Origin of the sequence: Curtobacterium sp. Leaf261, from assembly GCF_001422205.1 — a bacterium.
Classification (GTDB): Bacteria; Actinomycetota; Actinomycetes; order Actinomycetales; family Microbacteriaceae; genus Curtobacterium.
In genome coordinates this window covers 425,285-448,023 of record NZ_LMMJ01000007.1, presented here as the reverse complement: position 1 = coordinate 448,023, position 22,739 = coordinate 425,285, and the positions used below count along the sequence as shown (strand labels likewise).

The window sequence follows — 22,739 nt, the reverse complement described above, 5'->3', positions numbered from 1 at the left end:
GCCGGACGGGAGGCACGGTGCGAGCCCGCCCCGTGCCTCCCGTCCGGCATCCGGACCGTGTCGTCAGCGGCTGCCGACGTCCTGACCCCGCGCGGGGGTCGCGCTCGCGCGATCGCGGAGCGCATCGGGTTCATCGAGGCCGACCGCCGGCGTCGGCGCCTCACCGCGTCGTTCGTCGGCGTAGACCATGAGCGTCGACCCGACGAGCGCGAGGACGATCCCGATCGTGCCCCACACGGTCGGCAGGGTCTGGTAGGCGATGAGCGAGACGATGATCGTCAGCACGGGCGCGAGGGCGTTCGTGGTCGGCGAGACGATCGACGCCTTGCCGCGGCTGAGTGCCATCACGAGGAACAGTGCACCGACGGCGTTGAGCAGCTGTGTGCCCGCGGTCAGTGTCGGCGCCTGCCACGGAGCATCGAGCGGGAGTCCGCCCATGCCCCAGATCGCGAAGGGCACGAGCACGAGTCCGCTGATCGCCATCCACCCGAAGGTCGTGGCGTCGTTCACACCGATGGTGGCGGCCTTCCGCATGAAGAACGCCTGCACGCCCCAGGCGATGCAGACGAGGATCGCGAGCATGAGCCACGGACCCTTCGTCGTCGCGTCACCCGAGCCGGTGATGCTGAACAGCACGATGGCGACCATGGCGGCCACGAGTCCGACCACGGCGAGCTTCGTGATCCGTTCGCGGAGGAACGCCACGGCCATGAGGACGGTGATCGCGGGCGAGATCGAGACGATCGGGAAGATCAGGTACGCCGGTCCGATGGTCAGGGCGTGGAACAGGATGAGCTGTCCGCCGGCACCGGTGAGCCCGACGATGAGGCCGTAGACCGCCGCGCGGGGCCGCCGGTCGAACTTCTGGCCGCGGAGCACGAAGGCCGCGGGGATGAGCATCATCACCGCCCAGATGACGTAGACCATGTCGTCCGGGTACCCGTAGAGGGTCGTGGGTGCGGACGAGAACGCGCCCCACACCCCCCAGAAGAGCACGAGCAGTGCGGCGTAGACGATCCAGCTTCGGGTGCGCATGGGTGATCTCCTCGTTGAGTTCGTTGTTCGGGTTCGGTGTGTGCCGACGGGTGTCAGCGCTGCTGTGCCAGCCGCGTGAGGGCGGCGTCGCGGAGTGGAGTGGTGTTCTGCTTGGCGGCGGAGATCGCGGCCCCGGCGACCGGGTCGAGCCGCGGCGTCCGCAGTTCCGCGTTCGGCACCGCCCGGCCGAGGGCGGTCCGGAACCCGTCGCGCACCGAGTCCGCGGCGAAGAGACCGCCGGAGTACGAGACGGGGACGGTCTCGTCCGCGGCGAAGCCGAGGGTGTCGACGGTCGTGGTCACCAGGAGGACGAGCTCGTCGACGGCGTCGTGCAGGATGCCGGTCGCGACGGGGTCACCGGCGTCGGCTGCCCGGACGACGACGCGTGCGAGGTCCGCCACGGCGCTGCGGTCGCTCTGCCACCGGCCGAGCACCACGTCCACGGCATCGAGGTCCGTGGTGATGTCGAGCCGTTCGCGCACGAGGTCGTAGAGCGCGCCACGCGGGGCTCGGCCGTCGCTCATCCTGCTGTACGCGTTCAGGCCGCGGACCGCGACCCAGTAGGCCGACCCCTCGTCGCCGAACAGCTCACCCCATCCGCCGATGCGCATGCCCTGGCCGTTGCGCTCGCCGTAGGTCATCGAGCCCGTGCCGCTGATCACGTTGACGCCGTCCGACCCCGCGAGGGAGCCGGCGAACCCGCAGACCATGTCGTTGTCCACGGAGTACCGGTCATGCCCGAGGACCCGGGCGGGGATCGCATCGAGTTCGGCGACGTCGCCGCTCACCTCGCCGTAGCTCGGGATGCCGAAGAACGAGCGATCGACGTCGCCGGGTGCGATCCCGGCGGCCGCACAGACCTCGCGGATGCCGGCCTCGAGGACCCGGTGCACGAGACCGATCCCCTCGCTGAAGTAGTAGCAGCTCGGCTGGCGGGTCTCGGCGAGCACCGTGCCGCTGTCGTCGATGAGGATGAACGCCGTCTTGGTCCCGCCGCCGTCGACGCCGAGGAACCGGCTCACGACCGGTCCGCGGTGTCGGGGACGTCCGGGAGCGGGTGCACCGTGACGCCCTGGACGACGCGGTTCACCTCGTTGCCCGGGAACGGGTTGTCCGGGGTGAGGCCGAGGCGCAGCGAGTAGGCGAGGCCCACGATCTGGGCCACGACGACGTACGGCAGCGCGAGGAGTGCATCGTCGACGTCCTGGACGCCGACGGGCCACTCCTGCTCGACATCGGTCGTGCGCTCGGCCTGCCCGCCGGGCGTCAGCACCAGCACGTCCTCGTCGCCGATCGCGCCACGGAGCTCGGCGACGATGTCGTCGTCGTACTGGCGCGTGTAGGCGTCGCCCGAGGTGAACACCACGGCGAGCGTGTCGTCGTCCAGGATCGCCTTCGGTCCGTGCCGGAACCCGAGCGCCGTGTCGAAATACGTCACGACCGAGCCTGCCGTGAGCTCGAGGAGCTTCAGCGCGGACTCCCTGGCGAGGCCGGCGAGCGGACCGCTGCCGAGGTAGACGATGCGGTCGCGACCCCGGGCGGCGAGCGCGACGATGTCGTCGACGCGCTCGGCGAGGATCCGTTCCGCGGCCACCGCGACGCGCTCGATCGCGACGACGGCGTCGGGGACGAAGGCCGACCAGGCGGCCACGAGCATGCCGGAGAAGCTCGAGGTCATCGCGAAGCCCTGGTCGTTCGCCGACGGGATCGCGATGGTCAGCGAGTCGGCCCGGTCCGCGTGTGCCGCGAACAGCGCCCCCTGCTCGGAGCAGGTGATCACGAGGTGTCGCACGTCGGTCAGGACCTGGTCGGCGAGTCGGGTCGCGGCGAGGCTCTCCGGGCTGTCGCCGCTCCGGGCGAAGGACACGAGCAGCGTCGGGACGTCCTCGCCGAAGCACTCGCGGGGGTTCGAGACGATGTCGGTGATGGCGAGCGCCTCGACGCGACGTCCGAGCCGCCGGGTGAGCGCGGGTGCGAGGACCGATCCGACGAAGGCCGAGGTACCGGCCCCGGCGAGGACGACCCGGCCCGAGCCGCCGGCGAACGGTGCCAGGAAGGCGTCGATCTCGTCGCGACGGAGGGTGTTGTTCGCCACGACGGTGCGCCACACCTCGGGCTGTCGTTCGATCTCCGCGGCGGTGGTGCCGCCCGCCTGGCCGGTGATCGACGTGAGTGTCGTCCGGGGGATGGTGGTGGTGTCAGACATGCGCGGGGGTCCTCCCGGTGGTGGCGGTGGCGGTGGCGGTGACAGTGGACGCGGCAGTCGACGTGGTGTCCGCGAGCGGATTGCATGCGGCGGAGTACGGACGGAGCGCGTCCCGGACCCGGTCGACGACGAGGGACTCCGGGTCGCCCGGGAGCACGCCGTCCCGAACCCGGGCGTACTGCGCCGGCAGCCACTGGCTGACCAGCGGTTCGGGGATCGTCACGGCGGCGAGGTTGTCGAGGAGCCGCTGCTCCGCGGCGCTGATCTCGGGGTCCGGCCAGTAGTAGCGCATCCGGTCGCTGTAGCTGTAGCGGCGGGCGATGCGCTGCTCGTCCGGGTCGCCGAGGTAGTAGCGCTCCCACTGGGCCGGTTCGGCGAGCATCCGGCGGTCGATCGTCGCGACGAGGTCGGACCGACGGTCGGCGGGGATGAGTTCGTCCTCGATGGCGGCGAGGGCGAACAGTGCCTCGCGGAGGGCGAAGGTCAGACCGGGGCCGACCTTGAGGACGCCCCAGTGGTCCTGCACGAGCGTCGCCAGGGCCCCGGGGGTCTGGTAGTCGGTCGAGTGCGCCTCGAACACCATGTGCGGCTCGGACTCGACGACCCGCTGGAGCTCGAGCGTCGCCTCGGGACGGTAGTCGACGACCTTGAGGTGGTCGAACTCCACACCGGGCTGGACGACGAGCGCCATGATCCTGCTCCAGGCGTCGGCGTGCCCGACGGACTCGATCGCCCGACGGTGCGCGTCGATCGTCGCGCGGGCCGCATCGGGCGAGGTGGGGACGAGTGCCCCGAGTTCCTCGTGCGCACCACCCGGCACCGGGACCTCCGTGCCGATCACGTAGCGGATGTCGGCCTGCGTGCCGACGCGGTCGGCGGTCCGCTCGGCGACGGCGAGCAGCCGCGCGGCGCGACCGGCCGCGAGGTCGTTCGTCATCGGCACCGGGTCGTCGGCGCACGACATGCTGCAGTCGAGGTGGATCTTCGTGTACCCGGCGGCGACGTAGGCCTCGACGAGCGTCTCCGCGTGCGCCATCGCGGTCTCGGAGGGGCCGTCCTGCCAGCGGTTCGGCCCGAGGTGGTCACCGCCGAGGACGACGCGGTCGCGCGGCAGCCCGCGGTCGTCGACGAGCCCGAGCACGAGGTCGCGGAAGTCGGCCGGGCGCATCCCGGTGTACCCGCCGAACTGGTCGACCTGGTTCGAGGTCGCCTCGACCAGCAGGACGCCACCGTCCGCGATCGCCTGCTCGACGGCGGCGATCAGCACCATCGGGTGCGCTGAGCACACCGACGTGACGCCGATCCGCGCACCCCGGGGTCGATCCGTCTCGAGTTCCTGCAACGGCGTCATCCGCGCGTCCTCCTTCGCACTGCGGTCCATCCGACCGGGGAATCCTGGTCTGTGTTTGGAGCCTATTGGTATTGCTGTGGTCCGTCAACACACCTTATTGGTACGCCTTTGGTCTACAACGGTACCCTGGTGACATGGCGGCCGACCCACTCACGACCTCGCGCATGACCGTGCCCGGGCAGCGCGTCTTCGAGGTCACGGCGGACCGGATCGCCGCGGACCTGGAGTCCGGCGGTGCCGCTCCCGGCGATCGCCTGCCGCCCGAGCGTGACCTCGCCGTGCGGTACGGCGTCTCCCGCGTGACACTCCGGTCCGCGCTCGCAGAGCTCGCGGAGCGGGGCATCGTCGCATCGGCGGCGTCGCGCGGGTGGTTCGTCAGCCCACCCGCCGTCCTGCCCACGACCGGCGTCCAGGGGTTCGCGGAGCTCGCCGCCGCGAAGGGACTGCCGACGAGCGCCCGGGTGATGGAGTCGGAGGTCCGCGCGAGCACCGTCGACGAGGCGGACCGGCTCGGCATCGCACCGGGCGCACCGGTGTTCTCGCTGGTGCGGCTGCGCGCGATCGACGGGAACGTGGTCGTCCACGAGCACAACCGGATCCCGCTGGCGATCTGCCCGGAGATCGTCGACGTCGACTTCCGGACGGCGTCGCTCTTCACGACGCTCCGCACGGCGTCCCCGCCGCAGATCCCGATCGTCGCGAACTACGAGGTCGAGGCCCGGCACCCCACCGCCGAGGAGCGGTCACTCCTCGAGATCCTCGACGCGACGCCCGTGCTCGTGGCGGACCAGGTCGCGCTGAACGCCGACCGCAAGCCGATCGAGATGACGCGTGCCGTCTACCGCGCCGACCGCTACCGGTTCCGGGGTTCCATCGCGCACTGACTGCCCACGGCGCGACCCGTACGGCGCAACCCGCACGGGACGACACGGCGAGGGGACGACCGCGGCGGAACAACGGCGACGGCCCGCGGGTTGCCACCCGGGGGAGGGTGTACCGACCGGTGCGCCCGCGACCCCGGACGAGAGTGGTCAGACATGACGACGACGGTGTTCCTCGAGATCCAGCTGCGCGCGGACGCAACCACCGAGGAGGCCGAGTCGGCCATCCGCGAGACGCTCGCGCAGACCGGGGCGTTCCCCGGCAACGAGTCGCTCGAGGTCCTCGTGGACGACGCCGACCCGACCCGCATGGTGGTCCGCGAGACGTGGGCGACCACGGCGGACCACGATGCCTACGTCGCGTGGCGCGCCACCCCCGAGGGTGCCGCCGTCCTCGGGACGGTCCTGGCCGCGCCGCCCGTCACGAGGACGTTCGCGCGCACCGTCGCGCTGTAGTCGGCCGACGGTCCGGTGGTGATCCGAGCCGGACTGGAGGGACGGTGCGGGCCCGCCCCGTGCCTCCAGGCCGTCCTCCGGTCACCGCCGGCAGCGCTCAGCGTGCGACGACGACGTGGACGACGTGGTGTCCGGTCGCGTCGCCCGGCAGGTGCACGGTGCCCTCCGGCACCTCGACGCCGTCGACGGTGACGGCGTGCCGGTCGCCCGGCTCGATCGTCAGGTCGAACGTCGCCCCGCGGAACGGCACCCCGGTGGCGGTGACGACCTCGCCGTCCGCCGGACGCAGCGGCTCGAGTCGCAGGCCGCCGAGCTCGGCGTGCAGACCGAGGACCCCGAGGTGCACGAGCCGGAGGAACGACGTCGCCGACCAGGTCTGGTTCGGCTCGCTGTCCCAGAGGAACCCGCACTGCCATCCGCCGGACGGCGCGCCCGTCACGGCGTCGTGCACCTCGTCGAACCGCCCGTCGCTCCTGGCGACCAGCGCCCGGAGGTCGTCGATGGTCCGGTCGACTCCGGCGATGTCGCCGATGGCTGCCGCCGCGAGCCCGACGAGCCCCATCACCATCGGCCAGCAGATCGCGTTGTGCCGACCCGGGTGCTCGTCGGAGTACCGGTCCGCGAAGTGCGGGGCGACGTTCACGACACCGGCTGGACCGCGTCCGACCGAGGCGAGCACCTCGGGCGCGGTGCCGTCCTGCGCGACGCCGAACAGGGTGGCGAGGGCCAGGCCGGCCGCCTCGCGGTGGTGCTCGAGCACGCCGGTCGCGTCGCCGGTGCCGTGCAGGAGGTAGCCGAAGGTGGTGCCGGACGTGTCAGCGTCGCCGAGGTGCTCGCGGATGGCCTCGACGAGTCGATCGGCACCGTCGTCGAGGTCGCCGGGGTCCTCCCCGAGCTCGCGCGCGGTCGTCGCGAGGCTCCGGAGTGCCGCGACGTGCAGGACGTTCGTCGACAGGGTCATCACCTCGTGCGCGTCCGGGTAGTCGAGCACGAACGACGTCGGCTCGTCCGTGGTCGCCGGTGGTGTCGGGAGTCCGGAGATCCCGTCCTGCATGAGCGCCGGCCCCGCGTAGAGCCCCCACCGCGGCCGGAACCGGTCCCGGTGCAGGATCGCGTGCGAGGCCAGGCCGACCTCGAGCGCCGTCCGGAGGAACGCCCGGTCGCCCGTGGTGACGGCGAGGTCCCGAGCCGCGACCACCCAGACGATCTGGTCCCACCACTGCTCGTCCTGGGCGATCACCGTCGTGCCGTCGGGCAGCTCCTCGCACACCCGGAGGAGCGTCGCCCTGGCGGCCTCGGGGCGGATGACCGCCGCCGCGCCCCAGCTGTTCAGGGCGGCGTCGCGCGTCCAGGGATCGACGTACCCGTCGCCGGCACGGACGTACGTGCCGCGGTCGTCCGCGACGATGTTCCGGTCGAGGGTCTGCACCGCCGTCGCGAACAGTGATCCGAGCCAGGGGCGTGTCGTCGACGACAGGTGCGGTTCCATCGCTCCATCATGCATGACCTCATCATGACAACGTTGACATTCGTAGTCAACGTTGTCACACTGCTGTTCGGGGTCGTGCTCACGGCCGCAGCCGACTCAGCGAGGAGTTGTGACACCGATGCACAGCGACCCCCAGCGCGTCATCGACCGCGCCGCACGCATCCTCCGGGAGCGCATCCGACCTGCCGTCGAGGTGGTGACGACGCCGCTCTCGATCACCATCCGCGACCTCCCCGGGGAGCCGGAGCCCTTCGGCGCGGCGACCGGTTCCGTCGAGGAGTTCCGTCCGGCGTACGTCGGCGACCCGTGGGGCCCAGCGTGGACCACGAGCTGGCTCCACCTGACCGGGAGCGTCCCCGGTGACTGGCGCCGGGCGATCGCTGCCGCCGACACCGCCCGCGACCGCCTCGGTGCCGTCGGACCGACGCTCGTCGCCATCGTGGACATCGGTTTCGAGCCGGACTCCGGCCCCGGGTTCCAGTGCGAGGGCCTCGTGCACCGCGCCGACGGCAGCATCGTCAAGGGCATCCACCCCCGCTCGCAGTGGGTGCCCCTGTCCACCGACGACGGGACCGTCGGGCAGGACGCCGGGATGGAGCTCTGGGTCGAGGCGGCCGCGAACCCGGACGTCGCCGCGGCGCAGTTCCGCCCGACGCACCTGGGGGACGGGATCGCCCCGGACGGCCCGCCGCTCTACGAACTCGTCCGCGCCGACCTCGCGGTGCTCGACCCGGAGACCCAGGCGCTCGAGGTCGACCTCGAGGTCCTGCTCGGCTGGGCGGAGGAGCTCCCGGCCGACCGCCCCCGCCGGGTCCGGCTGCTCCGCGCCCTCGACCTGGCCTGCGACGCACTCGACCTCGACGACGTCCGCGGCACCGCGACCGCCGCGCGGGCCGTCCTGGCCCCGGAGCTCGCCAAGCGCGCCGACGCCAGCGCCCACCGACTCGCCGCGATCGGCCACGCGCACATCGACTCCGCCTGGCTCTGGCCCACCCGCGAGACCGTCCGCAAGGCCACGCGGACCTTCTCGAACGTGCTCGACCTGATGGACCGGTACCCGGAGTTCCGGTTCGCCTGCTCCCAGCCGCAGCAGTACGCGTGGATCGAGCAGACACACCCGGACCTCTTCGCCCGGATCACCGCGGCGGTGGCGCGCGGGCAGTGGATCCCGGCCGGCGGCATGTGGGTGGAGTCGGACACGAACCTGCCGGGTGGCGAAGCCCTCGTCCGGCAGATGGTGCACGGCAAGCGGTACTTCGCCGACAGGTTCGGGTTCGAGCCCGAGGAGGTGTGGCTGCCGGACTCCTTCGGGTACACGGCGGCACTCCCGCAGATCGCGTCCCTCGCCGGCTACCGCTGGTTCCTGACGCAGAAGCTCTCCTGGGGCACCCCGACGGACCGGTTCCCGCACCACACGTTCCGCTGGCAGGGCATCGACGGCACGACGCTCTTCAGCCACATGCCGCCGGTGGACAGCTACCTCTCAGAGCTCACCCCGCGGGAGCTGCAGCACGCGTCGTCGAACTTCCGCGACCACGGCGACGCGACGACCTCGATCGTGCCCTTCGGCCACGGCGACGGTGGTGGCGGCCCGACGATCGTGATGATGGAGCGCGCCCGCCGGCAGGCCGACCTCGAGGGGTCGCCGGTCGTGGAGCACGCGACGCCGAGGTCGTTCTTCGAGGCAGCCGAGCGCGAGTACCCGAACGCCCCGACCTGGGTGGGGGAGCTCTACCTCGAGGGACACCGCGGCACCTACACGTCGCAGGCCGCGATGAAGCAGGGCAACCGCCGGAGCGAGCACCTGCTCCGCGAGGCCGAACTCTGGAGCACCACGGCGACGCTCCGGTACGGGGCCCCGTACCCCTACGACGCGCTCGACCGGCTCTGGAAGACCGTGCTGCTGCACCAGTTCCACGACATCCTGCCGGGGTCCTCGATCGGCTGGGTGCACCGGCAGGCGGCCGAGGCGTACGCCGCCGTCCGTGTCGAACTCGAGTCGGTCGTCGACGCGGCACTCGACGTCCTCGCCGGGACGGGCGGCACCGCACTCGCGTTCAACGCGGGTTCGCAGGAGACCGACGGTGTGCCCGCGCTCGGTGCGGGTCCCACCGGGGCCGACCCGTCCCTCCCGTCCGACCGCTCGGTCGACGTGCGCCAGGAGGACGACGCGACCGTGCTCGACAACGGCGTACTCCGGGTGGTCGTCGACCGGACTGGAGGCGCGGTCAGCGTCCGCGACCTCCGTCGCGGTCGCGAGCTGGTCGCCCCCGGCGCCCGCGTGGGTGACCTCGTCCTGCACCAGGACCTCCCGAACGCGTTCGACGCATGGGACGTCGATGAGCACTACCTCGCGACCGGCCGTGTGCTCGACGACGTCGACGACCTCCGGGTCGAGCGGGCCGAGGACGGCTCGGCGACGATCGTGGTCGAGCGCCACTTCGGCAGGTCCTCGTCGGTGCAGCGGACGACGCTCCGGCCGGGGGCCGCGGAGATCGACTACGTCACGGAGGTGGACTGGCACGAGGCCGAGCGGTTCCTCAAGGTCGCGTTCCCGCTCGACGTCCGCACCGACGTCTCGACGTCCGAGATCCAGTTCGGCCACATCCAGCGGCCCACCCACCAGAACACCACGTGGGACGCCGCGAAGTTCGAGATTGCCGCACACCGCTGGGTGCACGTCGGCGAGCCCGGCTTCGGGGTGGCGATCGCGAACGACTCGACCTACGGACACGACGTCCGACGGCGGGACGGCGACGACGGCGGACTCCCGGGCACCGAGGTCCGTCTCTCGCTGCTCCGCGCACCGCGCTACCCGGACCCTGAGGCCGACCAGGGCCGCCACCGGTTCGCCTACCGACTGGTCAGTGACGCGACGATCGGCGACGCGGTCACGGCCGGGCACCGGCTGAACCTGCCGCTCCGCGAGCGCTCGGGTGCCGGACCCGTCGACCCGGTCGTCCGCGTGGACGGCGTCGGCGTCGTGGTCGAGAGCGTGAAGCTCGCCGAGGACCGCTCGGGTGACCTCGTCGTCCGGCTGTACGAGTCGCTCGGCAGCCGGACCGCGGTGACCGTGCACTGGGACGTCGACGCCACGGGCGCGTCGGTCGTCGACCTGCTCGAGCGTGAGCTCGAGCGGCTCGCGGACGCCGGCCGGTCGACCGCGCTGGAGTTCCGCCCGTTCCAGATCATCACGCTCCGGATCTCCCGGGGCGCCGAGCTCGAGGAGGAGATCGGATGACCGACACCACAGCGGCCGCCCCACCAGCGGCGGCCGCGACGTCCATCGGACGGCGGAGCGACCCGCCGCCACGTCGAACCGGCAGGCGGCGGAACGACGTCGTCGCCGGCTACCTGTTCATCCTGCCCGCGATCATCGGCCTCGTGCTGTTCGTGGCCTACCCGATGGTGACATCGCTCTACCACTCGTTCACCGACTGGAACGGCCTGACACCCGCGCGGTGGATCGGGCTCGACAACTACGTCCGGATGTTCACACAGGACACCAAGTTCTGGCCGTCCATCGAGGTGACGCTCCTCTGGGTCGTCATCTCGGTGCCGGTGACCATCGCCGCGGGACTCGGGCTCGCGGTCGTCGTGAACCGTGCGCTCCGTGGCGTCCGGCTCTTCCGCACGCTCTTCTACCTGCCGGTGGTGCTGCCGGCCGTCGCGGTCCTGACGCTGTGGAAGTACATCTACGACCCGACGTACGGACTCGCGAACGAGGTCCTGCGCTTCCTCCACCTGCCCACGAGCATGTGGCTCGGTGACGCCAAGGTCGCGCTCGCGTCGATCCTCATCGTCGGCGTCTGGGGCGTCGGCGGGACGATGATCATCTTCCTCGCGGGGCTCCAGGCCGTGCCGACGGAGCTCATCGAGGCGGCCAAGGTCGACGGTGCCGGAGCGATCCGTCGCTTCTTCACGATCACGCTGCCGATGATCGGCCCGATCCTGCTGCTCCAGCTCGTCCTGCAGCTGAACGCCGCGTTCCAGACGTTCAACCAGGTCGCGATCCTCACCAAGGGCGGACCGGGTGTCTCGACGAACCTCCTCATGTACAAGATCTACACGGACGGCTTCGCGAACTTCATCTCGTCGCCGCAGCTCGGGTACGCGACCGCCGAGGTCTGGGTGCTGTTCGTGATCGTGATGATCGTCACGCTCGTCATGCTCCGGGTCACCCGCGGGCGCTTCTCCGCCGGGGGTGCGGCTTGAGCGCCGTGACGGACCGCCCGACGATCGCCAGGTCGTCCGTGGCCGACATCCCCGCGAAGCGACGGGTGCCGCTGAACCAGCGGGTGCCCCTGCTGCTGTCGAGGATCGCCTGGTACGTGCTCTGCGGACTGCTCGGCGTCACGATGCTCGTGCCGCTGGTCTGGATGATCAGCATCGCGCTCAAGACGAACGGCGACATCAACCAGCTGCCGCCGACGTTCCTGCCGAAGGAGTTCGACTTCGGGAACTTCGTCGCGGGGCCGGCGCAGATCCACTTCTACCGGCTGCTGCTCAACACGGTGATCGTCACGGTGATCTCGACGTTCGGCGCGGTGGCGAGCTCGATGATCGTCGGCTACGGGATCTCCCGGATCGAGTTCCCCGGCCGGAAGCTCTGGTTCGCGCTCATCTCCGGGAGCCTGTTCGTGCCCGGGATCGTCGGACTCATCCCGCTGCAGCACCTGTACATCTCGCTCGGGCTCATCGACACGTGGGTGCCGCTCGTGCTCCCGGCGTTCTTCGGGAGCCCGATCTTCGTGTTCCTCGCCCGGCAGTACTACCAGTCGATCCCGCGGTACATCGACGAGTCCGCGCTCATCGACGGCGCGGGGCACTGGACGATCTTCACGAAGATCATGCTGCCGATCACGAAGCCGGTGTGGATCACGGTCGCGATCATGTCCTTCCAGCTCGCGTGGAACGACTACCTCAACCCGCTCGTCTACCTGACGACGTCGTCGAAGTTCACCCTGTCGCTCGGCATGGCGTCCTTCCTCAGTGACACCGCGGGCTCCCAGTACAACTACTACATGGCGACCAACCTGCTGTTCATGCTGCCGCCGCTCGCGCTGTTCTTCCTGGCGCAGCGGTACTTCATGGAGGGCATCGGCTCGCTGGGGACGATCTCGAAATGACCGGACGACGAACCGAACGACGCCCCGTGCGTCGCACACGATGGATCGCTGCGCTCGCAGCGGTCGGCATGGCCGGGCTCGCGCTCACCGGGTGCAGCGCTGCCGGATCGGCGTCCGAGCCGGCGGCGGTCACCTACATGACCTGGGAGTCGATCCCGACGAACACCGCCTTCGACGCGGCGATGGCGAAGTTCACGAAGGAGTCGGGCATCCGGGTCGAGCGGAGCGACTCGCCGAACGCCGACTACGCCCAGAAGCTCGCGAGCCTGATGATCGCGCGGAAGGCTCCGGACTTCTTCTGGTGCACGACGGCCGAGGCGCAGAACCTCGCCGCCGAGGGCCTGCTCCACGACTGGACGTCGAAGCTCCGCGCCGGGGACGGCCTCGACCCGTCGGCCTTCTCACCGGGAGCGCTCGCGTCGTGGACGACACCCAAGGGGCGCATCGCCGGGATCCCGACGCTCGCGAACACGTACGGCTTCTTCTACAACGCCGACACGTTCCGGAAGGACGGCATCCCCGTGCCCGCGCCCGGATGGACCTGGGACGACCTGTTCTCCGCGATGGCGAAGCTCAAGGCCGCCGACCCCGGGACCACACCGCTCGTGAACCAGTGGCCGCTCCTCGACAGTCCGCAGGGGGTGTCCGCGTACTCCGTGGCGAACGGTGGCAAGCCCTTCGTGGACGACTTCGTGCACGCGACCTCGGTGTCGACGGACGCGACGTTCACCAAGGGCGCGAAGCTGTTCCGCGACGCGATCACCTCCGGCGAGATGACGAACCCCGACTACGACGCGACGAACGTGCCCGCCGCGTTCTCGAACGGCGCGGTCCCGCTGATGTTCGCCGGGCAGTTCGTGCAGCAGTTCATCGCACCGAACAAGCCGAAGTTCGACTGGGGGTACGCGCCGTGGCCTGCGGGCACCGACGCGAACGTGCAGCCGGTCGAGACGAACGGGATCTGCTCGCCGTCGACGATCACGGACCCGGACGCGACGTGGAAGGCGATCTCGTACCTGGAGTCCACCGGCTTCAACGACGCGATGCGCACCGTGCCCGTCGCGCCGATCGCCTACATGCCCGGCACGAAGGGGTACTACGCCGGCCTCACCGCGGCGGGCGACCCGGCATCGCTGAGCATCGCCGCGACGGCCAAGTACGAGCTCGCCGCGAAGGACAAGGTCATCACCGCGTTCCTCGACCCGTGGGCCACGAACGCGACCGACATCACCACGACCGAGTGGAACCCGATGCTCTCCGGGCACGGGACGGTCAAGGGCGGCGTCGAGGACACCGCCGACGGCATCAGGAGGTTGATGGGATGAGCGGGCAGCTCGAGCCGCATCCGCCCATCGACTACCCCTTCGGGCCGTTCGCCCCGTCGGAGCACAACCCCGTGCTCCGACCGGGCCGGCACCCGTGGGAGGCGACGAACGTCTACAACCCCGCCGCGATCGTCGTGGACGACCGGGTCGCGCTCCTCTACCGTGCGCACGACGCCGACATCGTGTCGTCGTTCGGCCTCGCCTGGAGCGACGACGGCCTCACGTTCACGACCGAGCCCGACCCCGTCATGGTGGCCGAGCACGACTACGAGCGCCACGGCTGCGAGGACCCGCGGGTCGTCCGGATCGACGGCACGTACTGGTGCACCTACACGGGCTGGGACCGGCACACCGCACGGCTCTGCATCGCGTCGTCGGACGACCTCAGGACCTGGACCAAGCACGGCCCGATCGTCCCCGGCGTCAACACGTTCGCCGGGATCCGGGACACCCCGGGGCCGGACTGGAGCAAGGGTGGGGTGATCCTGCCGGAGCCGGTCGACGGCCGGTACCTCATGTGGTTCGGCGAGGGGAACATCCACCTCGCGACGTCGACCGACCTGCTGCACTGGGACGTCGTCGCCCGGCCGGTGCTCCGACCGGAACCGGGGACGTTCATGGGCGACCTCGTCGAGACCGGCCCCCAGCCGGTGCGGACCCGGACCGGCCACGTCCTGCTCATGCACAACAGCGCGATCGTGCGCGACGACGGCAGGGTGTCCTACGCCTGCGGTCAGGTGCTCGTCGACCCACAACGACCGGAGCGCGTCGTCGCGAAGCTCACCGAGCCGTGGCTCGAACCGACCACCGACGAGGACCGGCACGGCCTCGTGGACGACGTCACGTTCGTCGAGGGGCTGGTGTTCCACCGCGGCACCTGGTTCGCCTACTACGGCCAGAGCGACACGACCATCGGCGTGGCCACCTTCACGCCGGACGACCGAGAGGACACCGCATGACCATCACCATCCGACCGGACAGCATCGTGATGTTCGCGGGCGACTCGATCACCGACTGCCAGCGGCTCGAGAGCGAGCAGGGCCTCGGGTTCGGGTACCCGCTCCGCATCGCCGGTGACTTCGGGTTCCGGCACCCGGACCGGGGTGTGACCTGGCGGAACTCGGGCATCTCCGGCAACAAGGTGATGGACCTCGAGCCGCGGTGGCAGCGCGACGTGCTCGACACCGACCCGGACCTCGTGTCGCTGCTCATCGGCGCGAACGACGTCGGGTGGAAGGACTACGCCGAGGACGGCTACGAGATCCCCGCGGCCGACTTCGGCGCCGGGATCGACCGTCTGCTCGCGCCACTCGCCGCCCGCGATGTGCAACTGGTCCTCATCGAGCCGTTCCTGCTGCCCGTGAACGACGCGCAGCGCGTCCAGCGCGAGGACCTCGACCCGAAGATCCAGGTCGTCCGCGAACTCGCCCGGAAGTACGGTGCGCACCTGCTCGCCGCCGACGGCATGTTCGCCGAGCTCGCCGCGACGACCGGGCCGGAGTTCTGGGCGGCGGACGGGGTCCACCCGACGCCGGCCGGGCACGCGGCGCTCGCCGCGGCGTGGTTGCGTCTCGTCGACTGACGCGACCACAGGTCTGACCGGCGCGACCACACGACGGACTGGAGGGACGGTGCCAGCCCGCACCGATCCTCCCGTCCGTCGGTCCGTCGGTCCGTCAGTCCCGCATCCGAACGCTCCCGCTCAGGCGCGCTGTCGCACCACGAGGCGGGCCGGTACGACCGCGCGCTGCGCGGGCCGTGCACGGTCCGCGAGTCGGTCGAACAGCAGCTGCGCACCGACCCGGCCGACCTCGTACGGGTCGCTGTCGATGACGCTGACGCCGAACTTGGGCGCGAGCGGGAAGTCGTCGAAGCTCAGCACGTCGACCGGACGGGTCGAGTACGCGGTGGAGAGCAGCAGGCCCACGCAGAGGCGGTTGTTGTCGGTGAACATCGCGGTCGGGGCATCGGGCCCGGACAGCACCGACTCGGCGGCGGTGGTCGCGTCGGCGTCGGTGACCAGGCCGTCGCGGACGATCCCCATGTCGAGCGGCAGACCCGCGGCCTCGAGCGCCGCGCGGTACCCGTTCCACCGCTCGAGTGCTCCGCTGCCCGCACGAGGATGCCCGAGGAACCCGATGCGACGGTGTCCCCGGGCGACGAGCATCGCGATGCCCTCGCGGGTCGTCTGCTCGTTCGTGGTCGTCACCGCATCGAGCAGCCCGTCGAGCCCCGGAGGCGGTGAGTCGACGAACACGATCGCGGCACCGTAGGAGGCCTCGTCGGCGAGGTAGCCGAGGTCGGTGCCGATCGGCGTGACGATGAGCCCCGCGACCCGGTGTGCGAAGAACTGCCGGATCACCCGGTGCTCGAGGTCCGTGTCGTTCTGGGCGTCGCCGGTCAGGACGAGGTGCCGGTGCTCCGCGGCGACGGCGTGGATGCCGCGGAGCATCGGGGCGAAGAACGGGTTCGTGAGGTCGCCGAGGGTCACCCCGACCGTGGACATCGACTGGTCCTTCCGGCGCAGTCCGGCGGCGATGTCGTTGAGCTGGAAGCCGAGGCGGTCGGCCTCCGCGAGGATCCGGGTCCTGGTGGCGTCCGCCACGGGGCCGTCCCCCCGGATGGCCCGCGACACCGTCTTGATGCTGACGCCGGTGACCTCGGCGATGTCCTGGAGCCGGGGTCGGCGCCGGAGGTCGGCGCTGCTCGTCGGCGCATTGTCGCTGCCCCTCGGCGCACTGTTCCTGCTCCTCGGCGCTTCGGGGCTCATGCACCGATGGTAGTGCCAACGATGACAGCGCCCCGGATCCTGGTCGGGCCCAGTCAGGCCTGGTCAGGCCCGGTCGTGCAGGGTGACCTGGTAGCCGTCCGGGTCGGCGAAGGTGAACGTCCGACCGAACGGGCCGTCGATCGGTGCGGCGACGATCGTGTGTCCGTCGGCGACGAGTGCGTCGTGGATCGCCTGCACGTCCGTGGCGTGGAGCCAGATCGCGGCGCCGATGCCCGGCTGTGCGACGTCGGTGAGGTCGGTGCCGGGTGCCAGGTCGCGGAGCGCGAAGGCGATCGGGGTCGTCTCGAACACCACGGCGTGCGGGGGTCCGGCCTGGGAGCGGACGAGACCGAGGTACCGCTCGTAGAACGCCCGGGAAGCGTCGAGGTCTCGGGCCTGCAGGGAGATGAAGTCGGGGCCGGTGACGGGCATGGGTGGATCCTCTCGTGTGTGTCAGTTGGTTGACATAGGAGAATCTATGTCAGACTACTGACATGAGTCAAGACGACGCGGGAATCGACCTCGAGACGTCCCTCGGCTACCTCCTCAAGGAAGCCGCGAGCGCACTCCGCGGAGCGATGGAGTCGGTGCTCCGTCCGCTCGGGATGACCGTCACGCACTACTCGTGCCTGGAACTGCTCGCCCAGCGCCCGGGCCTGTCGAACTCCGAGCTCGCCCGCGGGGCGTTCGTCACGCGGCAGTCGATGAACGTGCTCCTCCAGACGCTCGAGCGGGACGGGGACGTCGTCCGTGCGGCGGCGGCACCCGTCGGCAAGGCGCTCCCGACCGAGCTCACGGAGCAGGGGCACCGGCGTCTCGCAGCGGCGACCAGGGCGGTGCGCGGCGTCGAGGACCGGATGCTCGCCGGGCTGACCGTGTCGGAACAGGGTGCTGCGCGGCGGATGCTCCGGAGTCTCGTGACATCGCTCCGGGCCGAGGACGCGTCCGCCTGACGGGTCCGTCCGCCTGACGGGCCCGTCCGCCTGACGGGTCCGTCCGGGGTGCCGAATCGGGCGGGGGTGCGAAGCGGAGCGCTGTTCCGTATGGTGTGGAACAGCGATCCGTTTCGGGGTCGTCCGTTCTGAGAGGCCTCGCCACCATGTACGAGCACCAACACCCCATCGGCTCGGGGTTCACCGCAGCCTCCACCGCGGACGACGTCCTCGCCGGTGTCGACCTGACCGGCCGGTCGATGATCGTCACGGGCGGCCACGGTCGACTCGGTCGCGAGGTCACCAGGGCCCTCGCCGCAGCTGGCGCCGCCGTGACGGTCGCCTCGCGGGACGTCGACCGCGCGACCGCCGCCGTCCAGGGCATCTCCGGCGTCCGGGTCGAGCAGCTCGACCTCTCGGACCCCGACTCGGTGGACGCCTTCGCCGAGCGCTGGAACGCCTCGAGCCGCCCGCTGCACGCACTGGTCGCCAACGCGGCCATGCTCTTCACCCCGGAGCTCCAGCTCGACGCCCGCGGCAACGAGCTGTCCTTCTCCACCTCGCACCTCGGGCACTTCCAGCTCACCCGGGCGCTCCTGCCGGCCCTCCGCGCCGCGGACGGTGCGCGTGTGCTGAGCGTCACGTCCGGCGCGGCGAGGTTCGGCCAGATCCGCTGGGACGACCTGGCGTTCACGCGGGGGTACGACGCCGGCGCGGCCTACGGGCAGTCCAAGCGCGCGAACGTCCTGTTCACGGTCGAGCTCGACCGCCGGTTCGCGGACGAGGGGATCCGCGCGTTCGCCGCACACCCCGGGGTGATCATCGGGCCGGGGCCGCACGACCCTGACCGCATCTCGTCCTACCGCGAGCAGGGACTCGTCGACGAGCACGGCGACACGGTGATCGACCCCACGGCCGGCAAGAAGACGATCGAGCAGGGCGCCGCGAACCTGGTGTTCGGTGCCGCGAGTCCGGTGCTCGACGGGATCGGCGGGGTGTACCTGAAGGACAGCGACGTCGCCCGCCTGGACGACGAGGTGCGGCCGCTCACCGCGGACAGCATCCCGTCCGAGGCGAACTCAGCCATGCTCGACGCGGACGACGCGCGGCGGCTCTGGAGCGTCAGCGAGCAGTTGCTGGCCTGACCGGCGACGCCGGTCGGCGCGCGTCGATCGGTGGTCACGAGACGGACGGGAGGCGCGGTGCCAGGCCGCACCGTGCCTCCCGTCTGTCTCCTGGTCACGTCCGACCCAGGAGTCGGTCCGTGCTTGACTGAGGGCATGACGACAACCTCTGGGCGACTCATCGGCGTCGGCTACGAGGGACTCGACCTCGACCAGTTCGTCATGCGGCTCCGACTCCGCGAGGTCGACATCGTCGCTGATGTGCGACTCACCCCGATCTCTCGGAAGCGGGGCTTCGCGAAGCGGGCGCTCTCGGAGCGGCTCGCGGCCGAGGGTATCGAGTACCGGCACCTGCGCGCGCTCGGGAACCCGAAGGAGAACCGCGCCGGTTTCGCGGCCGAGGGCGCCGACGGACTGGAGAGCCGACGGCGGTACGCCAGTCTCTTGGAAGCCGACGGCGCGAATGCTTGCCTACAGGAGCTGGTGGACGTGTCTGCAACGAAGACCGTCGCGCTGCTGTGCTTCGAGGCAGACGAGTCCCGCTGCCACCGTTCGGTCGTGCTCGATGCCCTCCGACGGCGTTCGCTGTCGTACGCCTAGCTCAGAAGAGGGTGCTGCCGTAGTCGGCATGCGCCGGTACGACGAACACGCCCAGGGCGGAGAAGCTCCGTCGTTTCGTAGGATCCGCGATGTTCCCCACGAAGAGCGACGTCCGCTTGTCCGGGCCGAACTTCTCGACCTGGAATTTCTGGATGACCGATCGTCGCAAAGTCTCGTCCGACGCATGTCGGTTCCGGTACTGGAGCGCTGACATCTCGAAGTCGAGGATGCTCTGTCGATGCCCCCGACAGGCTTCGTCGACACACCGGTAGCGGTAGAACACCCTGAGGCGGGGAGGTTCGAGCCGCGGTGGATGCTTCGCCCCGGGCTCGTCGAAGAGCGTCGGCTGCATCGATGCATCGAGTGCGGCGTGCTGCTGCTCGGTCCATCCTGGGTGGCGTTCGAACTCGAGACGTTCGAGGGATCGGACGGCCACGAGACCGAGGGACTGTGCGTTCGGATCGATCTGCACCTCTTCCCGCAGCTGACACATGGACTTGTCCTGCAGTGGTTCGAGGACGGCTGCTCGCGCTGCGAGGGGAAGGGCATCGCCGACGGTGTCGAGTGTTGCCCACACGGGACGGCGGCTCTCCGGGCGAGAATCCTTCGGCGAGCGGTTGACGTCGACCTCGATGACCTGGAACTTCGCGAACTTCGCCGAGGAGTCGAGGTGTCGGAAGGGCACCGGGTACAACCGGATCCATTCGAATGGCTGCTGATCGACACGGACCCCCGCCACGCAGACCGTGTCGATGTACGTCTTGGACGGTTCCGGAGCAGCCTTGACCGTGATCAGGACCCGCATGTGTTCCGTCATCGATCACCCCCCCGGTCCGAACCTATCCAGGCCGATCATGGATGTCAACGGTGATATTCGACGTGTCCACGCAATCGGAGGTCGTGGTCGTCGGGAGGCGCGGTGCCAGGCCGCACCGTGCCTCCCGTGTCTCCTGGTCGCGTCGGCGACCTACGGGACGATCACCGCGCGACCACGGATCGTGCTCGCGGCGAGATCTGCATACGCCTTCGGACCGTCGTCGAGCGAGTACGTCTGCACCTCGACGTCGACCTTGCCGGCGCGGGCGAGGTCGAGCACCTCGATGAGTTCGTTCCGGTACCCCCAGTACGGCACGCGCACGGCGACGTCGTAGGCGATCCTGCCGAACCCGACCGTCGCGTTCCCGCCGCCGATCCCGACGATCGTGACATCGGCCTCGATGCCGGCTGCGGCGACGGCGGTGGCGATCGTCGGGTCCACGCCGACGAAGTCGAACACGGCGTCCGCACCGAGGCCGCCCGTGATCTCGCGGATGCGATCCGCTGCAGAGGCGTCGCTGATGAGCGTGACGTCGGCACCGACGTGCTTCGCGAGCTCGAGCTTCTCCTCGCTCACGTCGAGGACGATGACCGTCGCGCCGGAGAGTGCCTTGAGGATCTGGATGCCGACGTGGCCGAGGCCACCGGAACCGATCACGACGGCGTACGTGCCGGCGCCGAGCTTCGGGAGGGACCGTTTGATCGCGTGGTACGGGGTGAGGCCGGCGTCCGTCAGGGACACGTTCTTCACCGGGTCGAGGTCGCCGAGCGGCACGAGGTGGCGAGCGTCGTCGACGATCATGTACTCGGCCATCGACCCCTGTGCGCCGAGTCCGGGCGGGCGGATGCCGAGCGACTCCGCGTTCGTGCAGTAGTTCTCGTGACCCATCGAGCAGTTGTGGCAGTACCCGCACCCCCACGGGCCGTAGACCGCGACAGCGTCCCCGACGGCGAGACCGGTGTCGACGCCGTCACCGAGCTCGTGGACGATGCCGGCGCCCTCGTGACCGAGCGTCATCGGCAGCGGGTAGTGGCCGGCGGCGTACTCCTCGGCGGACAGGCCCATGACGTAGTCGTCTGAGTGGCAGACACCACCGGCCGTGACCTTCAGGAGCACCTGGCCGGGGCCCGGCTCGGGGATGGGGATGTCGACGACCACCGGGGGCTTGCCGACCTCGACGTAGCGCAGAGCCTTCATGGGGTGCTCTTCCTGCGTCCGGGGAGTGGGTGGCTCCGTTGGCCGACACGTGTCGCTCTTCGGGCGCAGGTCCAGTATGCGCCGGAGTGCGAGCGGTGTCGGCGGCTGCTGAGACACCGGCTGCATCCATGACGTCGACAACCAGCTCGATAACCTTATCAAAGCGACACCACCCTGATAAAGTTATCGTCGTGCGCACATCAGTCGACAACCCCTTCAGCCCCGGCTCCGACATCGTTCCGGAGGTCTGGGCCGGCCGCACCGCGCAGCTCAGTGACTGGCGGGACGTCCTGCGGCCGCGTCTGCTCGCGGGCCTCCCGGAGCGCGGGCGGACGATCCTCGGCGAGCCCGGCCTCGGCAAGTCGTCCCTCGTGCGCCGGATCGCCCGCGATGCCGACCGCTCGGGTGACTGGGTGACGCCGCAGCTCCGCATCCCGTCCGGAGCCGACCCGCTGAAGCTCGTCGCGGGCGCGGTGCTCGAACTCGCCGACCACGCCGGTCTCGCCGCGTCCCGCGAGCGGCGCATCACGGACCTCCTCGGGCGGGTGCAGACGGTCGCGGTCTCCGGCATCGCACTGACCATGCGCGGTGCGGACGGCCCCGAGCCGTTCCGGTCGCTGACGGAGGTCCTCATCGAGGTGGGGCGCGCCGCCATCCGGGCCGGCACGGTCGCGATGATCCACGTCGACGAGGTCCAGAACATCACCGACGAGCACGCGCTGTCTCAGCTGCTCATCGCACTCGGCGACTCGATCACTCACCAGGAGGCGGTCGTCGTGCCCGGGGGTGGCCTGGTGCAGCGGTCGCTGCCGATCGCCGTGTACCTCACCGGGCTCCCGGACTTCGAGGACATGGCGGGAGCGCGGAAGGGCGCGACGTTCGCGCGGCGGTTCCGGACGACCACCCTGAGTGCCATCGACGACGACGACCTCGTGACCGCCCTGCAGCCGTTCGTCATCGACGGGTGGGAGGTCCCGGACGACGCGGGTGGGACCGGTCGTATCCGCATGACGCCGGACGCGGCACGGACCCTCGTCGACCTCTGTCGAGGCGAGCCGTTCCTCTTCCAGCTCGCCGGTGAGCGCGCCTGGTACGCCGGCAGCGGGACGACCATCACGCACGCGCAGGTGCTGGACGGCTGGCGTGACGCCCGCTCGGAAGCCGCGGCGCACGTCGAGCGCGTCCTCGGCCGGTTGCCGGCCCGTGAGCGGGAGTTCATCCAGGCGATGGCCGAACTGCCGGCCGCAGACCGCACCCTGACGCGCATCGCGGGTGCCATGGGGTACGCGAAGGTCACCGACGCCGGCCCGACCGCGCAGCGTCTCGACACGGTGCGCGGGATCGTCGAGCGCGGCAAGCCGTACACGTTCCGGCACCGTGCGGTCGAGGCCTCCCTGACCAGCGAGTGGCCGAACGTGGGGTGACCG

21 protein-coding genes are annotated in these 22,739 nt (G+C 70.6%); 12 read left to right on the top strand and 9 right to left on the bottom strand.

Annotated features, from left to right (window positions below; translation table 11 throughout):
* Positions 1–63: 63 nt before the first annotated feature.
* From ASF23_RS07425 to ASF23_RS07410, 4 genes are read right to left on the bottom strand one after another with little or no spacing between them, the layout of a single operon-like run.
* Positions 64–1,035 (bottom strand): DMT family transporter, encoded by a 972-nt coding sequence (locus ASF23_RS07425; protein WP_055951137.1) that lies wholly within the window; start codon positions 1,033–1,035, stop codon positions 64–66.
* A 53-nt stretch (positions 1,036–1,088) separates the two neighbouring features.
* Positions 1,089–2,057 carry an N-acetylglucosamine kinase gene (locus tag ASF23_RS07420; protein WP_055951135.1) on the bottom strand — a complete coding sequence of 323 codons (969 nt, stop codon included), beginning with the start codon at positions 2,055–2,057 and terminating at the stop codon, positions 1,089–1,091.
* Positions 2,054–3,241 (bottom strand): SIS domain-containing protein, encoded by a 1,188-nt coding sequence (locus ASF23_RS07415; protein ID WP_055951133.1) that lies wholly within the window; start codon positions 3,239–3,241, stop codon positions 2,054–2,056. Before ASF23_RS07415 ends, ASF23_RS07420 begins: the two co-directional genes overlap by 4 nt.
* The gene (locus tag ASF23_RS07410) at positions 3,234–4,622 is read right to left on the bottom strand and encodes a D-tagatose-bisphosphate aldolase, class II, non-catalytic subunit (RefSeq protein WP_235510812.1); all 1,389 of its coding nucleotides are present in this window, start codon (positions 4,620–4,622) and stop codon (positions 3,234–3,236) included. The genes ASF23_RS07415 and ASF23_RS07410 overlap by 8 nt, the downstream gene beginning before the upstream one ends.
* A 104-nt stretch (positions 4,623–4,726) precedes the next feature.
* Between ASF23_RS07410 and ASF23_RS07405 the strand changes: the two genes are divergently transcribed.
* Positions 4,727–5,476 (top strand): GntR family transcriptional regulator, encoded by a 750-nt coding sequence (locus tag ASF23_RS07405; RefSeq protein WP_082473903.1) that lies wholly within the window; start codon positions 4,727–4,729, stop codon positions 5,474–5,476.
* 153 nt (positions 5,477–5,629) lie between these two features.
* On the top strand, positions 5,630–5,929 hold the full coding sequence (locus tag ASF23_RS07400; RefSeq protein WP_055951131.1) for a putative quinol monooxygenase: 300 nt from the start codon (positions 5,630–5,632) through the stop codon (positions 5,927–5,929).
* Between the two features lie 97 nt (positions 5,930–6,026).
* Here the strand turns inward: ASF23_RS07400 and ASF23_RS07395 are convergent, their stop codons facing one another.
* Entirely contained in the window at positions 6,027–7,418 is a 1,392-nt protein-coding gene (locus tag ASF23_RS07395) for an MGH1-like glycoside hydrolase domain-containing protein (RefSeq protein ID WP_055951129.1), read from the bottom strand.
* A 118-nt stretch (positions 7,419–7,536) separates the two neighbouring features.
* Between ASF23_RS07395 and ASF23_RS07390 the strand changes: the two genes are divergently transcribed.
* Genes ASF23_RS07390 through ASF23_RS07365 form a run of 6 tightly spaced genes read left to right on the top strand, consistent with a single transcriptional unit; the run spans position 7,537 to position 15,454 of the window.
* Positions 7,537–10,659, top strand: a complete 3,123-nt coding sequence (locus ASF23_RS07390) for a glycoside hydrolase family 38 C-terminal domain-containing protein (RefSeq protein WP_055951127.1) — start codon at positions 7,537–7,539, stop codon at positions 10,657–10,659.
* Complete coding sequence (locus ASF23_RS07385) at positions 10,656–11,633, top strand: carbohydrate ABC transporter permease (protein ID WP_200919322.1); 978 nt, start codon at positions 10,656–10,658, stop codon at positions 11,631–11,633. The genes ASF23_RS07390 and ASF23_RS07385 overlap by 4 nt, the downstream gene beginning before the upstream one ends.
* A gap of 5 nt (positions 11,634–11,638) precedes the next feature.
* Positions 11,639–12,547, top strand: a complete 909-nt coding sequence (locus ASF23_RS07380) for a carbohydrate ABC transporter permease (RefSeq protein ID WP_235510828.1) — start codon at positions 11,639–11,641, stop codon at positions 12,545–12,547.
* A gap of 26 nt (positions 12,548–12,573) precedes the next feature.
* Positions 12,574–13,872: an ABC transporter substrate-binding protein gene (locus tag ASF23_RS07375; protein ID WP_055951125.1), complete on the top strand. Its 1,299-nt coding sequence runs from the start codon at positions 12,574–12,576 to the stop codon at positions 13,870–13,872.
* Positions 13,869–14,831 (top strand): glycoside hydrolase family 130 protein, encoded by a 963-nt coding sequence (locus ASF23_RS07370; RefSeq protein WP_055951123.1) that lies wholly within the window; start codon positions 13,869–13,871, stop codon positions 14,829–14,831. Before ASF23_RS07375 ends, ASF23_RS07370 begins: the two co-directional genes overlap by 4 nt.
* On the top strand, positions 14,828–15,454 hold the full coding sequence (locus tag ASF23_RS07365) for a GDSL-type esterase/lipase family protein (protein WP_055951121.1): 627 nt from the start codon (positions 14,828–14,830) through the stop codon (positions 15,452–15,454). The genes ASF23_RS07370 and ASF23_RS07365 overlap by 4 nt, the downstream gene beginning before the upstream one ends.
* Before the next feature lie 120 nt (positions 15,455–15,574).
* Here ASF23_RS07365 and ASF23_RS07360 read toward each other — a convergent pair whose 3' ends face one another.
* Positions 15,575–16,642, bottom strand: a complete 1,068-nt coding sequence (locus tag ASF23_RS07360; protein WP_055951119.1) for a LacI family DNA-binding transcriptional regulator — start codon at positions 16,640–16,642, stop codon at positions 15,575–15,577.
* A 63-nt stretch (positions 16,643–16,705) separates the two neighbouring features.
* Positions 16,706–17,074 carry a VOC family protein gene (locus ASF23_RS07355; RefSeq protein WP_055951117.1) on the bottom strand — a complete coding sequence of 123 codons (369 nt, stop codon included), beginning with the start codon at positions 17,072–17,074 and terminating at the stop codon, positions 16,706–16,708.
* Between the two features lie 62 nt (positions 17,075–17,136).
* Between ASF23_RS07355 and ASF23_RS07350 the strand changes: the two genes are divergently transcribed.
* From ASF23_RS07350 to ASF23_RS07340, 3 genes are all read left to right on the top strand, one after another.
* The gene (locus tag ASF23_RS07350; protein WP_055951116.1) at positions 17,137–17,595 is read left to right on the top strand and encodes a MarR family winged helix-turn-helix transcriptional regulator; all 459 of its coding nucleotides are present in this window, start codon (positions 17,137–17,139) and stop codon (positions 17,593–17,595) included.
* Between the two features lie 146 nt (positions 17,596–17,741).
* On the top strand, positions 17,742–18,719 hold the full coding sequence (locus ASF23_RS07345) for an SDR family NAD(P)-dependent oxidoreductase (protein ID WP_055951115.1): 978 nt from the start codon (positions 17,742–17,744) through the stop codon (positions 18,717–18,719).
* A gap of 135 nt (positions 18,720–18,854) precedes the next feature.
* On the top strand, positions 18,855–19,298 hold the full coding sequence (locus ASF23_RS07340; protein ID WP_055951114.1) for a DUF488 domain-containing protein: 444 nt from the start codon (positions 18,855–18,857) through the stop codon (positions 19,296–19,298).
* Between the two features lies 1 nt (position 19,299).
* On the opposite strand, the gene ASF23_RS07335 is transcribed toward ASF23_RS07340, so the two are convergent.
* Both ASF23_RS07335 and ASF23_RS07330 read right to left on the bottom strand, forming a co-directional pair.
* Positions 19,300–20,115: a hypothetical protein gene (locus ASF23_RS07335; protein ID WP_156364328.1), complete on the bottom strand. Its 816-nt coding sequence runs from the start codon at positions 20,113–20,115 to the stop codon at positions 19,300–19,302.
* A 150-nt stretch (positions 20,116–20,265) separates the two neighbouring features.
* Positions 20,266–21,312, bottom strand: a complete 1,047-nt coding sequence (locus ASF23_RS07330; RefSeq protein WP_055951112.1) for an NAD(P)-dependent alcohol dehydrogenase — start codon at positions 21,310–21,312, stop codon at positions 20,266–20,268.
* Between the two features lie 191 nt (positions 21,313–21,503).
* Between ASF23_RS07330 and ASF23_RS07325 the strand changes: the two genes are divergently transcribed.
* Entirely contained in the window at positions 21,504–22,736 is a 1,233-nt protein-coding gene (locus tag ASF23_RS07325; RefSeq protein WP_055951110.1) for an ATP-binding protein, read from the top strand.
* Positions 22,737–22,739 lie beyond the last annotated feature (3 nt).

Bases quoted from the DNA above. Each gene is read 5' to 3' on its own strand.
- ASF23_RS07395 (WP_055951129.1), bottom strand. From the start codon at position 7,418: ATGGAACCGCACCTGTCGTCGACGACACGCCCCTGGCTCGGATCACTG.
- ASF23_RS07410 (WP_235510812.1), bottom strand. From the start codon at position 4,622: ATGGACCGCAGTGCGAAGGAGGACGCGCGGATGACGCCGTTGCAGGAA.
- ASF23_RS07330 (WP_055951112.1), bottom strand. From the start codon at position 21,312: ATGAAGGCTCTGCGCTACGTCGAGGTCGGCAAGCCCCCGGTGGTCGTC.
- ASF23_RS07400 (WP_055951131.1), top strand. From the start codon at position 5,630: ATGACGACGACGGTGTTCCTCGAGATCCAGCTGCGCGCGGACGCAACC.
- ASF23_RS07355 (WP_055951117.1), bottom strand. From the start codon at position 17,074: ATGCCCGTCACCGGCCCCGACTTCATCTCCCTGCAGGCCCGAGACCTC.
- ASF23_RS07425 (WP_055951137.1), bottom strand. From the start codon at position 1,035: ATGCGCACCCGAAGCTGGATCGTCTACGCCGCACTGCTCGTGCTCTTC.
- ASF23_RS07335 (WP_156364328.1), bottom strand. From the start codon at position 20,115: ATGACGGAACACATGCGGGTCCTGATCACGGTCAAGGCTGCTCCGGAA.
- ASF23_RS07365 (WP_055951121.1), top strand. From the start codon at position 14,828: ATGACCATCACCATCCGACCGGACAGCATCGTGATGTTCGCGGGCGAC.
- ASF23_RS07360 (WP_055951119.1), bottom strand. From the start codon at position 16,642: ATGAGCCCCGAAGCGCCGAGGAGCAGGAACAGTGCGCCGAGGGGCAGC.
- ASF23_RS07405 (WP_082473903.1), top strand. From the start codon at position 4,727: ATGGCGGCCGACCCACTCACGACCTCGCGCATGACCGTGCCCGGGCAG.
- ASF23_RS07415 (WP_055951133.1), bottom strand. From the start codon at position 3,241: ATGTCTGACACCACCACCATCCCCCGGACGACACTCACGTCGATCACC.
- ASF23_RS07385 (WP_200919322.1), top strand. From the start codon at position 10,656: ATGACCGACACCACAGCGGCCGCCCCACCAGCGGCGGCCGCGACGTCC.
- ASF23_RS07340 (WP_055951114.1), top strand. From the start codon at position 18,855: ATGACGACAACCTCTGGGCGACTCATCGGCGTCGGCTACGAGGGACTC.
- ASF23_RS07370 (WP_055951123.1), top strand. From the start codon at position 13,869: ATGAGCGGGCAGCTCGAGCCGCATCCGCCCATCGACTACCCCTTCGGG.
- ASF23_RS07390 (WP_055951127.1), top strand. From the start codon at position 7,537: ATGCACAGCGACCCCCAGCGCGTCATCGACCGCGCCGCACGCATCCTC.
- ASF23_RS07345 (WP_055951115.1), top strand. From the start codon at position 17,742: ATGTACGAGCACCAACACCCCATCGGCTCGGGGTTCACCGCAGCCTCC.
- ASF23_RS07350 (WP_055951116.1), top strand. From the start codon at position 17,137: ATGAGTCAAGACGACGCGGGAATCGACCTCGAGACGTCCCTCGGCTAC.